13 protein-coding genes are annotated in these 11,937 nt (G+C 64.9%); 1 reads left to right on the top strand and 12 read right to left on the bottom strand.

The window, feature by feature from the left end:
* The 11 genes from GGR38_RS05280 to GGR38_RS05230 form a co-directional block, all read right to left on the bottom strand.
* A complete protein-coding gene (locus GGR38_RS05280) occupies nucleotides 1–588 on the bottom strand; it encodes a YceI family protein (RefSeq protein WP_183623408.1) in 588 nt (195 codons plus the stop codon).
* Nucleotides 589–692: 104 nt separating this feature from the next.
* Nucleotides 693–1,739, bottom strand: coding sequence for an FUSC family protein (locus GGR38_RS05275; protein WP_183623406.1), 1,047 nt, complete (start codon nucleotides 1,737–1,739; stop codon nucleotides 693–695).
* Between the two features lie 37 nt (nucleotides 1,740–1,776).
* Nucleotides 1,777–2,517 carry an MgtC/SapB family protein gene (locus GGR38_RS05270; protein WP_183623404.1) on the bottom strand — a complete coding sequence of 247 codons (741 nt, stop codon included), beginning with the start codon at nucleotides 2,515–2,517 and terminating at the stop codon, nucleotides 1,777–1,779.
* Nucleotides 2,518–2,589: 72 nt separating this feature from the next.
* The gene (locus tag GGR38_RS05265) at nucleotides 2,590–3,498 is read right to left on the bottom strand and encodes a LysR substrate-binding domain-containing protein (protein ID WP_183623402.1); all 909 of its coding nucleotides are present in this window, start codon (nucleotides 3,496–3,498) and stop codon (nucleotides 2,590–2,592) included.
* Complete coding sequence (locus GGR38_RS05260; protein ID WP_183623400.1) at nucleotides 3,491–4,564, bottom strand: FUSC family protein; 1,074 nt, start codon at nucleotides 4,562–4,564, stop codon at nucleotides 3,491–3,493. The genes GGR38_RS05265 and GGR38_RS05260 overlap by 8 nt, the downstream gene beginning before the upstream one ends.
* A 57-nt stretch (nucleotides 4,565–4,621) precedes the next feature.
* On the bottom strand, nucleotides 4,622–5,563 hold the full coding sequence (locus GGR38_RS05255) for a SphA family protein (RefSeq protein WP_183623398.1): 942 nt from the start codon (nucleotides 5,561–5,563) through the stop codon (nucleotides 4,622–4,624).
* Nucleotides 5,564–5,625: 62 nt separating this feature from the next.
* Nucleotides 5,626–7,086 carry an aldehyde dehydrogenase gene (locus GGR38_RS05250; RefSeq protein WP_183623396.1) on the bottom strand — a complete coding sequence of 487 codons (1,461 nt, stop codon included), beginning with the start codon at nucleotides 7,084–7,086 and terminating at the stop codon, nucleotides 5,626–5,628.
* Entirely contained in the window at nucleotides 7,083–7,475 is a 393-nt protein-coding gene (locus GGR38_RS05245) for a c-type cytochrome (protein WP_183623394.1), read from the bottom strand. The genes GGR38_RS05250 and GGR38_RS05245 overlap by 4 nt, the downstream gene beginning before the upstream one ends.
* Nucleotides 7,476–7,488: 13 nt before the next feature.
* Complete coding sequence (locus GGR38_RS05240; RefSeq protein WP_183623392.1) at nucleotides 7,489–9,060, bottom strand: FAD-binding oxidoreductase; 1,572 nt, start codon at nucleotides 9,058–9,060, stop codon at nucleotides 7,489–7,491.
* A gap of 20 nt (nucleotides 9,061–9,080) precedes the next feature.
* Nucleotides 9,081–9,410, bottom strand: a complete 330-nt coding sequence (locus GGR38_RS05235) for a c-type cytochrome (protein ID WP_183623390.1) — start codon at nucleotides 9,408–9,410, stop codon at nucleotides 9,081–9,083.
* Between the two features lie 6 nt (nucleotides 9,411–9,416).
* A complete protein-coding gene (locus GGR38_RS05230) occupies nucleotides 9,417–9,749 on the bottom strand; it encodes a hypothetical protein (RefSeq protein WP_183623388.1) in 333 nt (110 codons plus the stop codon).
* Nucleotides 9,750–10,058: 309 nt separating this feature from the next.
* Between GGR38_RS05230 and GGR38_RS05225 the strand changes: the two genes are divergently transcribed.
* Nucleotides 10,059–11,657 carry a sigma-54-dependent Fis family transcriptional regulator gene (locus tag GGR38_RS05225; protein ID WP_183623386.1) on the top strand — a complete coding sequence of 533 codons (1,599 nt, stop codon included), beginning with the start codon at nucleotides 10,059–10,061 and terminating at the stop codon, nucleotides 11,655–11,657.
* Here the strand turns inward: GGR38_RS05225 and GGR38_RS05220 are convergent.
* On the bottom strand, nucleotides 11,636–11,929 hold the full coding sequence (locus GGR38_RS05220; protein WP_183623383.1) for a Dabb family protein: 294 nt from the start codon (nucleotides 11,927–11,929) through the stop codon (nucleotides 11,636–11,638). The genes GGR38_RS05225 and GGR38_RS05220 overlap by 22 nt on opposite strands.
* Nucleotides 11,930–11,937 lie beyond the last annotated feature (8 nt).

The raw sequence follows: 11,937 nt of genomic DNA, 5'->3' as shown, positions 1-11,937 counted from the left end.
TCAGTTGGCCTTTTCAAAGGCGGCGGTGATCGAGATCGCCAGATCGTCGCCCACATAGGGGACATATTTGGTCACGCCGAAATCCGAACGTTTGATCGTGCCGGTGGCGCTAAAGCCGACCGTATAGGCCTTGGTCATCGGATTGACGCCCGAACCGCCCAGCGTGGCGTTCAGCACCATGGGCTTGGTCACGCCATGAAGCGTCACCGTGCCGGTGATGCGCGCGGTACGGGGGCCGGTCTGCTCAACCTTTTGCGAGACGAAGCGGATGGTGGGGAATTTCGCCGCGTCCAGCCAGTCGGCGCTCTTCAGCTCGCCGTCCAGCACGGCATTGGTGGTCGAAATCCGGTCGACGGGCAACGAGACATCGAGCGAAGTGCCCGCCAGGCCCTGCGCGGGGTTGAGCACCAGCGTGCCGGTGGCATCAGGGATCACGCCGAAGAAATCGTTGAAGCCAAAGTGGTTGACCGAAAACTGGGCCAGCGTGTGATGCGATTCCACCTTATAGGTGCCGCCCTGAACCGGGGCGGTCTGGGCATGGGCTGCGATGGGCAGCGCGAGAGCGGCGGAAAGGACAAACAGTTTCATGGGGGACGGCTCCGAGAAGAAGGGATGGCCTGCTTCTACGCCCCTTACCCCAAGGCGATAATTGCCTATTTCCTTGAATAATCTTCAACCAAGAGTTGGCAATCCTAGCGACATTCCGCGATCCGCTCGCCCAGATCGTGGAAATCCTGCTGCATCCGCCGCAGGGTGAAGGCCATGCCGAAAACCCGCCCCATCGCGTCAAAGGGGATCGCGCGCGCCTCGTCGGAATGCTGCAGGGTGACAAAGGCCCGCTCGAAGGCCTCGGCAGCCTCGGAATTTTGCGCCAGCGCCCCGCCATCCGACAGAGCCGCCGCCGCATCCTGCGCCGATTGCGCATGGGCGCGCAGCATCGCCTCCACCGCCGGGCCGACAATCGTCAGCGCGATCGGCGGAAAAGGCGTGCCCAGAATCTGGCCGATCTGGGCAATGCCGTTGCGGATGCGCCAGAGCGTGCGCGGGATGGCATCGGACACATCCTCGCGCACCAGCCCCATAGCCCTTTCGCGCCGAGCGTCATTCAAGACCGCCTCGGTCGCCACCAGCGATTGGCGCAAGGCGATATTGGCCTCCGCCGACGCCAGCGCCTCGCCCCGCGCCAGCGCATCGGCCTGCGCATTCAGCAATTGCGCCATCGTGTTCAGGATCTCGCAAAAACGGGCAATCATCGCCCCGCGCGACCGCACGGGCAGGATGAACCGGCTTGCCATCACGCCAATCGCCCCGCCCAGCGTGATCTCGACAATCCGGTCCACGACAAAGACCCCGACCGGAATATCGGGCGAGCGGGTCAGCAGCACGATAGCCGAGGTCAGCGCCGCCCCGCGCAGCCGGGGCTGGCGCACGGCGGCAAAGGTCAGCACGCCCGAAACGGCAATCAACGAGGCCCCCACCGCCACAGGATCGCGCGGCGTGACCATCACCACCGCCCCGCCCATCACCGCCCCGGCAATCGTTGCGATCAATCGATCAAAGGCCGCCGTGGCCGTGGCCCCCAGCGAGCCCTGCATGACGATCAGCACGGTAAAGATCGCCCAATACCCCTGCTTGACCCCCATCAGCCCGGTCAGCCAATAGGTGACCAGACAGGCGGCCATAACGCGGATGGTCTGGGCGATGGCAAGGCGGCTGCGCGTCGGGAGAGCAAAGGGCATGGGCGCATCCTAGGCCGCCCCGCCGCCAAAGGCCATATCAGTTGGTGGCGCTGACGGTCCATGTTGCGCTGATAATGCCTTCGTGGCGGGCGATATGGGCGGTGATCGCGTCCAGATCGACCGGATTGGCCGTAGAAGGCACCAATATCGCGGCCAGTTCGACATGGGCCTCACTATCGGCCAGCGTTTCTATGTCGCGGATCGGGTAATGGTGGGTTTCCAGTTCCTCGAACAACAGGTCACGCGCCTGCGACACCCCGCCCGACGGGCAAACCACATGGACGCGATAGAGCGCCTCGGTTTCCTCCGGGTCCATCGGGCGGCGATTGACCGCATCGACCAGCGGGCGCAGCAGCGTGTTGCCCGCAAGCACGAAACCCGCCACCAGCACCGCCTCGGCCGGTTTGCGCGCCCCGGCAAAACTGCCCACCGCCGCGCTGGCCCACAGCGTAGCGGCGGTGTTAAGGCCGCGCACATGGGTGCCTTCCTTCATGATGACCCCCGCGCCCAGAAAGCCGATGCCCGACACGACATAGGAAATCACCCGGACCCCGCCATCGACGCCCGCCACGCGCAGGCCCAGATCGGCAAAGGCCGCCGCCCCCACCGCCACCAGCACATTGGTCCGCAATCCCGCCGTGCGCTGTCGCCATTGCCGCTCCAGCCCGATCAGCGTGCCCAGTACAAAGGCGGTCAGCAGGCAGATGAAGCTGGTGATCAGACCAATCAGGTCGACATCGAAGAGCGCGGCGATCTGGGCCGGGTTGGGGGTATTCATGCGCAAAATCCTGTCAGACGGGCCAAGGGCGCCTCTTTGCCCCGGCAATATGAACACAAGACGACAGCGCCGTCACCAATGGCGCGCGATGGCGGGCAATCGCTCGGCCAGAAAGTCGATCCACGCCCGCGTGCGCGCCGCAGGCCGCCGCGTGGCATGGGTAACAGCATAGATCGCCCCCAGATCCAGTAGCGGCACACCCACGTCGATTTCCACCAATCGCCCCGCCGCAATCGCCCCAGCAGTCATGAAGCGCGGCGCATAAACAATGCCCTGCCCCGCACAGGCCGCGCGCACCAGCGCCTCGCCATTGTTTGCGATAAAGGGCGCGTTGATCGGCACGCGGATCGCGCCATGGGGGCCAAAGGCCCATTCGCGCACCCCCACCAGCGGCGCCAGCGTATAGCCAAGGCATTGATGGACCGACAGATCCTCAACCCTTTGCGGCGCGCCATGCGCGGCCAGATAGGCGGGCGAAGCGCAAAGCGTGAAAGTCTCGCTCACCAATTTGCGCGCCACCAGAGTGCCGTCGGCCAGCCGCCCGATGCGGATCGCCACGTCCCAGCGCTCCTCCAGCAGATCGACGAAACGGTCGTTCAGGCCCAGCTCGATGGTCACCTTGGGATGGCGCTGATGAAATTCAGCCACCAGTCCCGAGAGATGCAGCACCCCGAAAGACACTGGCGCGCTGACCCGCAGCAGGCCCTCGATGGCGATGGAATGGGCCGAAACCTCGCTCTCGGCTTCGCTCAGGTCGGCGATAATGCGTTCGGCGCGTTCGAGAAATTGCGCCCCCGCCTCGGTCAAGGACAGGCGGCGCGTGGTGCGGTGGACCAATGTCGCGCCCAGCCTTTCCTCAAGCTGGGCCAGATGTTTGGCCGCCATCGCGCCGGACATGTTCATCTCGCGCGCGGCGGCCGACAGGCTGCCCCGCCGGATCGCGCGGACAAAGACCTCGATGCCGGTCAGCCGGTCAGCCACGCGCGCGCCGCCCCGCCGCCAATACCCGCACCTGCGGCGAATGCATCACCAAACCCACCGCCACCGCGACGAAACAGCCCACCACCGTATCCTCCAGCCGCGCCAGCGTGATCGCGCCGGGCGAGGCGGCCACGCTGGCCTGCGCCTGCCCCAGCAGGATGGCCAGCGGCGTGATGAAAATCGTGGCAAAGCCGTAATGGCGCACCACCGCCACCTCGATCACAAAGGTCAGCACGCCGATCATCACCGCCAGCCAGCCATGCGACAATTCAAGGCTGAGGATGCCCCATGCCAGCGCCACGCCAAGACCGGTGCCGATGATGCGGTGCATCTGTTTGGTCCACATCATCCGCATACTGGCCGACTGGATCACGGCAATCGCGCTGACCGGGGCCCAGAAGGGCTTGTCCAGCCCCAGCGCCTGCGCGGCGGCCAGCGCCAGACCTGCGGCAAGGCCGATCATCACCGGTTCAAACACCAATATCTCGAAACACAGCGGCGGCGCGGGCCTTTCCGGCTCCGGCGGGCGCAGGCGCAGGATATAGAGGCTGTAGAAAAAACCCATCGCGGCGGCGAACATCGCGCCCAAAAACAGGATGCCCACCCGCGCAGGGATCTGATCCCAAGACACATGCGAAAACAGCGCGATGGCGCAAGCCATCACCGGAAACATCGCAGCGGGCGGCCCCTGACGCAGATAGCGGCACCCCATCGAAACCAGCGCGCCCGTCACCATAACCACCGGCACCGGCGCGAAATGCACCAGCGCCGCGATCAGGCCGAGGGCAAAACAGGCGGTGATGGCAAAGCTCATCGCCATCAGCGTCAGCAGGCGGCGCTCCATCCCGGCATTGGTGAGATAGACGAACACCATCGTCCCCAATGCCGCCATCAACCCTTGCGAAAAGGCACCCAGCCACAGGCCCAGCGCCACCGGCGCCGCCGAGGTCACGCCCGCCATAAAGGGCATCTGCCACGGGCGCGGGCTGGAATTGACGCGCGAGAGTTCGGCCCACTCTCTGCGCGCCAGGGCCGATAATTGCTGGGTTGGGGACAAGCTTGCCATGGCCGACAAGTGCCTTGCCCCCGGCCCGCTGGCAAGGGGCCAAGAACCGACGAGCCTTTAGTGCCCCACAGGCAGGATCAGCTTGAGCCAGAGCTTGTCGCCCTGCGGGCGATAACGGGCGGAAAATTCATGCTGCCATGTGCCGATCAATTGCGCCTTGCCCAGCCCCACGCGCAGCGTCGGCCCGGCGGCCACCGCCTCGCCCTTAAAGCCGCCCAGAGCATCCAGCACCCTCTGCGCCGAGGCATCATTCACTCGGTCGGAGGAGGTCTGAACATAATAATAGCCCGAAACGCCAAGGCTGGCGCGCGGCGTGATCGCCTGCGTTACGGCATATTCGAGGTGAAACTCATTGCCCGAACGATAGCGCGCGCCGGTGGGGTTCAGCCCGTTGATCTGGGCATCGGGATTGGTGAAATTGATGTCGAACATGGTTTTGACATCCACCTGCAGCCCCTTGCGCCCGGTATAGGCCAGCGCAATGATCGGTTCGACATTCCAGTAATGGCGGCTGACCGTGGCCGGATTGGTGCGGTCATAGCGGCCGATGGGCACATTCACGTCGATCCCGGTGATGACATGCAGCCCGTTCTTCCAGTGCCAGCCCAGAATGAAGGGGTCGATGGTGACATCGGTAAAGCCGGTCTGCTGGCCCTGAGCGCTGCCCACGCGGACCTGCGCGGCCACCAGCGGGGCGACCATATGCATGGCGAAATCCGCGCCCAAAACCTTGCGATCTGTCACCCAGACAAGGCGGGTGACGGCGGCCTGCGCGTCGACGTGGAAATCGGGGAGCAAGCCCTTCTCGCCCTTGCCGTCGTTGAAACGGTTGGCCTCGTAATTCTGGAGATAGCCCAGATAATAGACCCCCGGCGGCGGCAAGGCCCCGCCCAGCGCCCCTTCGGCGCCCAGCGGATAGACCCCGCCGCCGCTTTCGGTCGCATAGGCCGGAGCGGCTGCAAACAGCGCGCAGCACAACAGAGTAAACTTGCGCAACATCCTCATATCTCCCTGTTTTTATGAAAATGGCCGGGCGAGTTTTGTCTAGCCCGGCCAGTAACTTAGATCGGCCAATGCGGCGTCTGCGTGTCGATGGTCACCCATTTCAGCTCGGTGAATTCGGCAATCCCCGCCTCGCCGCCAAAGCGGCCATAGCCAGAGGATTTGGTGCCGCCGAAAGGCATCTGGGCCTCGTCATGGACGGTGGCACCGTTGATATGCACCATCCCCGCCTCAATCCTGTCGGCCACGCGCAGGGCCCGCGCGATATTCTGGCTGAACACCGCCGAGGTCAGGCCATATTCGGTGTCATTGGCGATCCGCACCGCCTCCTCCTCATCACCGGCGCGCAGGATCGTGGTGACCGGGCCAAAGCTCTCCTCGGCATAGATCCGCATGTCGGACGTCACGCCGTCGAGCAGGATCGCGGGCATCAGCGTGCCGGGGAGCTGCCAGTCGCCATAGGCAACCGCGCCCTTGTCCACCGCATCGGCCACCAGATGGCGGATGCGATCGGCAGTGGCCCCATCCACCACCGAGCCGAGCGGGGCGTTTTCGCGTCGCGGATCGCCCGCGACAAGGTCCGCCACACGTTCACGGAAACGCGCGACAAAGGCGTCGGCAATCGGCTGCTCAAGGATGATCCGCTCGGTAGACATGCAGATCTGGCCGCTGTTCATATAGGCGCCGAAACCGGCCGCTGCGACCGCCGCATCCAGATCGGCATCGCCCAGCACCACCATCGGCGCCTTGCCGCCCAGTTCGAGCAGGCAGGGCTTCAACTCCTGCGCCGCCAGCGTGGCGATGATCCGGCCCACATGAGTCGATCCGGTAAAGTTGATCCGCCGCACCGCCGGGTGTTGCACCAGCGCGGCGACCACCGCGCCTGCATCCTTGGGCGCATTGGTGATGACATTGACCACGCCCGCCGGAAAACCCGCATCGCGCAACACCGCTCCGATCAGGCGATGGGTGGCCGGGCATTGTTCGGAGGCTTTGAGTACCACCGTATTGCCGCAGGCCAGCGGCGTGGCGATGGCGCGCACGCCCAGGATCACCGGCGCATTCCACGGCGCAATGCCCAGCACCACCCCGGCAGGGCGGCGCACCGTCATCGCATAGCAACCGGGTCGGTCCGAGGGGATCGTCTCGCCCTTGACCTGCGTGGTCAGCGCGGCGGCCTCGCGCAGCAGGCCCGCGCCCAGATGGACGTTGAACCCCGCCCAGCCCGCCGAGGCCCCGGTCTCCGCCGCCATGCAGGCGATGAAGTCAGCGGCGCGCGCCTCCATCGCATCGGCAGCGTCCAGCAGCAGGCGGCGGCGGACATTCGGCCCCAGCGCCGCCCATGCGGGCAAAGCCGCGCCTGCCGCAGCAGCGGCGGCATCCGCGTCCGCCACCGTGGCCGCCGCCGCGCGACTGGCCACGCCATCGCCCAAGGGGCCATGACGCTCGAACGTGGCGCCGTCGCTCGCCGCCCTGTCCTCGCCCCCGATCAGCAGGGCGACATCGAGCGGGGCGCTCATTTCAGCGTGCCCAGATAAGCCACGACATCGCCGCGCTGGGCCGCATTGGCCATGCCTGCATAAGGCATTCGATTGCCCGGCACCAATTTGGCAGGCGCGGTCAGCCAGAGGTCGAGGTGAGCGGCGTCCCATTTGAACCCGGCCTTGGCCAGCGCGGGGGAATAGGCAAAGCTCGCCCCCTTGCCAGCCGCGCGCCCGGCCACGCCCGCAAGGCTGGGGCCGACCAGAGTCTTGCCCGGAACCGTGGCGTGACAGATTGCGCATTGGGCCTGAAACGCGGCCTTGCCGCGCGCCGGATCTCCGGCCGCCTGCGCCGCATTTGCGCCCAGCACAGGCGCGCCAAAAAGCAGGGCCGCCGCGAAGGCGGCCCGGAAAAACTGGTGTGTCATGCAATTATTCCAATCAGATACGGATGCCCGATTTGCCCGGCGCGATGATGCCATTGGGGTCCAGCGCGCGCTTCAGAGCCTGATCGACATGGCGTTTGACCGGGCCATAGAGGTCGGCGGTCTGGTCCATAAAGGCGGTGTTGACGCGATAGACCGCATAGCCGCGCTTGCCGAATTCGCTCAGCAGCTTGGCGAAGCAGGCATGGGCGCGCTCCATTTCATCGGGGTTGGAACGGTCGAACAAGACGTCGATGATGTGATGCATATCGCGCATGCCGACGATATATTCGGCCACATAATCCAGCCCGAATTCGCCAAGGATCTTCTTGGCCAGCTCGGTCTGGTCCCTGGTTTCCGAACCCTTGGCCACGGTGACGGGGGCAAACCACATCGAGCCGCCGCCGCCGCGCCAGCGATAGAGGCCGAATTCCTGAAGCGTCATGTCGCCGCGCATCAGCTTGGCGCGGTACTTGAAGGGTTCGGTCTCGCCCGCTTCCTCCTCGGTGATGATCCGGCCCTTGCCGCTGGCCTTGATCGCGCCGGTGATGATGTTCCAGTTGACCTCGACCTGCTCCTTGGTGCCATAGAGCGCGGCATAGACGTTCCATGCGCCGATGCCTTCCTTGGCCTTGATTTCCTCCAGCACATGGTCGGGCGTGGTGCCGGTGCCTTGGTAATATTTGCTGCGCGGCATGATGGCGGCCGCTTCCCACATCACATTGGCGAAAACCATCGCATTGGGGATGACGCCCGCGATGCGCAGCGGGCGCAAGGTTTCCACGATATCGTGGATGTCCTCATCCTTCTCATAGCGGATCGAGAAGGGCTTGTAGACCGGCGGCTGGGGCATCAGCCACATGCCCATCTTGGTAACGACGCCATAGTTCGACTGGGTAAAAATGCCGTCGAGATAAGGCCCGTAGCCCCATTTGAATACTTGCCAGGCGTTGGTGTTTTGCACGCCGCCCATGCCGGTGCGCAGCACCTGCCCATCGGCCAGCACGACCTCCATCCCGCATTGCATCATGAAATGCTCGCCATAGGGAGTGTAGCCCACGCCCCGGTCCACCGTATTGCCCAAAGGTCCGGCAATGGCCGAAGGCGCCGGACAGGACAGCCAGAGCGGAATGTTATTCTCGACCAGATAGTCCTTGAGCTGCTGATAGGTCACGCCCGGTTCGACCAGCGCGGTGCACATCACCGGATCGACCTCGATGATGCGGTTCATATGGCGCAGGTCGAGGATGACCTGCCCAGCGCTTTGCGGCGCTGCCGAGCCATAGCCGAAATTGCGCCCGGTCGAAATCGGCCAGATCGGCACGCGCACGCGGTTGCACACGGCCATGATCTTTTGCACCTGTTCGACGGTGCGGGCCATGATGACGGCGGCGGGGCGATGCAGATCCTCGCTCTCGGCAACCATCACCTTGGTATAGGGGGCCAGATGGTCGGCATCGGTCAGCACATTTTCCGCGCCGAGAATCTCGATGAATTCGCGGATCGCCCCGGCGAAATCACTGGCGCTGACACCGGGGGGCAGGATGGCGGGGGCGGCGGGCGCAGGAGCGGCTTTTTGAGCGGTCATGGCAGGTTCTCCCAGAATTTTCAGAGCTTTTTGGCCGGGGCGGGCTTGGCGGGCGCGTTCAGGCGCGATTTTGAGACGTAGAGCGCGACCCCGTCGAGCGTGGCATCGTCAATCGCGCCATGGGGAAAGGCGGGCATGGCCAGAAAGCCGTGGCGCACCACCTGCTTGATATATTCGGGCGGCAATTGGCGCCCGCGCAGCTCCGGGCCGACGCCCGAAAGGTGGCAGCGCGAACAGACCTTTTCCCACGCTTCATTCGAACCGCGCCAGACGCCCGTGGGCGAGGCATGAACGGCAGGAGCAGCGCCCAGCGTCAGCAGAGCGGCAAGGGCAATAGGACGAAATTTCATAGCCGGTCACTCCTGTCCGGAAAGAGGGGCGCCCACCGCGTCATGGCGGGCAATGTCGAGCAGCACCGCATCGTCGGCATCCAGAAAGGGCGTCAGATGGACGGCGCCATGACGGGCGATGGCCGCACGGATCTGGGACAGGCGGGCCAGATAGGAGCCCTTGAGCAGGATAGCCTGCCCGCTCCAGCCTGCGGGCAGCGCCCCGGCATGGCTGGCCAGCGCGATCGGGGCGATGCGGGCCCATCCGGCGGCGGCGGCCGGAACGGCAGTGGCCAGCGTCGCCAGCGCGCTGGCGGACAGGAAGGTCCGCCGCGTCAGGTGGGAAAAGGCAGGGTCCATAGGTGGGATGTCTCCTTGATGCAGCCTCGGGGGCCGGTTGCAACAAGGGTGCGCGTAATGGTCCGGCATGATGGCTCTCTCCCTTGTCGCGGCCGCTGTCGCGCGGCCTGACCGGATCTCCGCAAAGCCTGTGCCAATCGCGGAAAGGGCGGGCAGAATTTTGATAGCTGTTTGTTTTTACGTCGATTGTCTTTTCAACCTCCGTCAGGCCGCCTTGGAACGCCTGCCGAAAATATGAAGAATTTCATACATTCCCTTTTTCGGATATGTCGAATATTCTACACATCTCTCCCACCAAAGGCCCGCCCCATGCCTCAGGATCTCTTCTCCCATCTCCATTTCGACCCGGCGCAGGGCCACATCTGGCTGGCGGGCAAGCGGATGATGATGCTCCACGCCCGCGCCTTTGCGTTGTTGCGGCGCGAGGTGATCGATGCGCTGGGGCTGGAGCAGGCCCGCGCGATCTTTACCCGACAGGGCTATCACTCGGGCGCGCTGGACGCGGAGAGCGCCGCCCGTCTGCGCCCCCATGCCACCATCGATGAGATGTTCGCCGTCGGCCCTGAACTCCACATGCTCGAAGGCATGGTCCGCTCCGAAGCGCTGCATGTCGAATTCGATGTCGAGCGAGGTGAATTTTCAGCCGAATATCTGTGGCATGGATCATCGGAATGCGGGGCGCACCTGGAAACCGCCGGGCGCGGGGCCTATCCTGCGGGCTGGTCGCTGGCTGGCTACGCCAGCGGCTATGCCAGCGTGTTCCTTGGCCGCCCGATCCTGTTCCGCGAGGTGGAATGCATCGCCATGGGCCACCCCCATTGCCGCGTTCAGGGCCGCCCCGCCGAAGAATGGGACGAGGGCGAGGAGGACCTGCGCTTCATGCGCGGCGAGGCGATCAACCAGATCGCGAGGGCATCAGCGCAGGGCGGGGGCGAGCAACGGATCGTGGGCGCCTCGGCGGGGTTTAACGTGGCCTTCGACATGCTCCATCATGTGGCCGATACCGATGCGGTGGTGCTGTTCCTTGGCGAAAGCGGGGTGGGCAAGGAGATTTTCGCGCGCAACCTGCACGCGATGGGGCGGCGGTCGGACAAGCCCTTTGTCGCGGTCAATTGCGCGGCGATCCCGGAAAGCCTGCTGGAGGCCGAATTGTTCGGGGTGGAAAAGGGGGCCTTTACCGGCGCCCATGCCGCCCGCGCAGGCCGCTTTGAACGCGCCGAGGGCGGCACATTGTTCCTCGACGAAATCGCCACCCTGTCCCTCGCCGCGCAGGGCAAGCTGCTGCGCGCCATTCAGGAGGGCGAGTTCGAGCGCGTGGGCGGGGTGCGGATGCACCGGGCCAATGTGCGGCTGGTAGCGGCCACCAATGTCGATCTGCGCGCCGCGGTCGAGGCCGGGACCTTTCGCGCCGACCTGTTCTATCGCCTCAACGTCTTTCCCATCCGCATCCCGCCCTTGCGCGAAAGGCGGGCCGATCTGCCCTTGCTGATGGAATATTTCCTCGAACGCTACAGCACCCGCTATGGCAAGGCCGTCACCGGATTTGAAGGCGATGCGGTGGCCGCGATGCTGGGCTATGGCTGGCCGGGCAATATTCGCGAGCTGGAAAATGTCATTGAGCGCGGCGTCATCATGGCGCGCGACGGCGAGCCTTTGCGCCTGCACCATATTTTTGGCGGGGGCGAGGCGCTTGGCCCCCTGCCCTTCCGCGTCCGCGCCGGGGGGCGCGTGGAAAACGGGCAAAAGGCCTCAGGCGGTGATGACCTCGATCTGGGGCGCAGCGAAAGGCGGATGATCGAAGAAGCGCTGGCGCGCAGCGGGGGCAACAAGGCCCGCGCCGCCCGCCTGCTGGGCATCACCCGCGCCCAGCTCTATTACCGGCTGGATCAGATCGGCTCGACATCATAGACCACCACGCGCGACCACAAATGCCCGCATTGCTCGACAAAACGCAGGTGGAGCGGGTGGTCCTGATAGGCTTTCTGATCGGCCAGACTGTCGAACTGCATCAACTCGGACACGGCAAAACCGCTCTCGACCACATCGCGCTGCTCGGTCGCGGCGGGGATGCCTATATGCAGCGCGCGGATCTGGGGAATGGCGCGCAGGCTCTCCAGCCCGGCGATCAGCGCATCGCGATCCGCAGGGTTGTGCAGCCAGAAAAAGACGTGGTGAAACATGCTGCCTC

Source organism: Novosphingobium sediminicola, assembly GCF_014196525.1.
GTDB lineage: Bacteria > Pseudomonadota > Alphaproteobacteria > Sphingomonadales > Sphingomonadaceae > Novosphingobium > Novosphingobium sediminicola.
Note: the sequence above shows the minus strand (reverse complement) of the source record. Positions and strands in the feature narration are given on the sequence as shown.

Bases quoted from the DNA above. Each gene is read 5' to 3' on its own strand.
- GGR38_RS05220 (WP_183623383.1), bottom strand. From the start codon at position 11,929: ATGTTTCACCACGTCTTTTTCTGGCTGCACAACCCTGCGGATCGCGAT.
- GGR38_RS05230 (WP_183623388.1), bottom strand. From the start codon at position 9,749: ATGGACCCTGCCTTTTCCCACCTGACGCGGCGGACCTTCCTGTCCGCC.
- GGR38_RS05235 (WP_183623390.1), bottom strand. From the start codon at position 9,410: ATGAAATTTCGTCCTATTGCCCTTGCCGCTCTGCTGACGCTGGGCGCT.
- GGR38_RS05240 (WP_183623392.1), bottom strand. From the start codon at position 9,060: ATGACCGCTCAAAAAGCCGCTCCTGCGCCCGCCGCCCCCGCCATCCTG.
- GGR38_RS05275 (WP_183623406.1), bottom strand. From the start codon at position 1,739: ATGCCCTTTGCTCTCCCGACGCGCAGCCGCCTTGCCATCGCCCAGACC.
- GGR38_RS05245 (WP_183623394.1), bottom strand. From the start codon at position 7,475: ATGACACACCAGTTTTTCCGGGCCGCCTTCGCGGCGGCCCTGCTTTTT.
- GGR38_RS05250 (WP_183623396.1), bottom strand. From the start codon at position 7,086: ATGAGCGCCCCGCTCGATGTCGCCCTGCTGATCGGGGGCGAGGACAGG.
- GGR38_RS05260 (WP_183623400.1), bottom strand. From the start codon at position 4,564: ATGGCAAGCTTGTCCCCAACCCAGCAATTATCGGCCCTGGCGCGCAGA.
- GGR38_RS05255 (WP_183623398.1), bottom strand. From the start codon at position 5,563: ATGTTGCGCAAGTTTACTCTGTTGTGCTGCGCGCTGTTTGCAGCCGCT.
- GGR38_RS05280 (WP_183623408.1), bottom strand. From the start codon at position 588: ATGAAACTGTTTGTCCTTTCCGCCGCTCTCGCGCTGCCCATCGCAGCC.
- GGR38_RS05270 (WP_183623404.1), bottom strand. From the start codon at position 2,517: ATGAATACCCCCAACCCGGCCCAGATCGCCGCGCTCTTCGATGTCGAC.
- GGR38_RS05225 (WP_183623386.1), top strand. From the start codon at position 10,059: ATGCCTCAGGATCTCTTCTCCCATCTCCATTTCGACCCGGCGCAGGGC.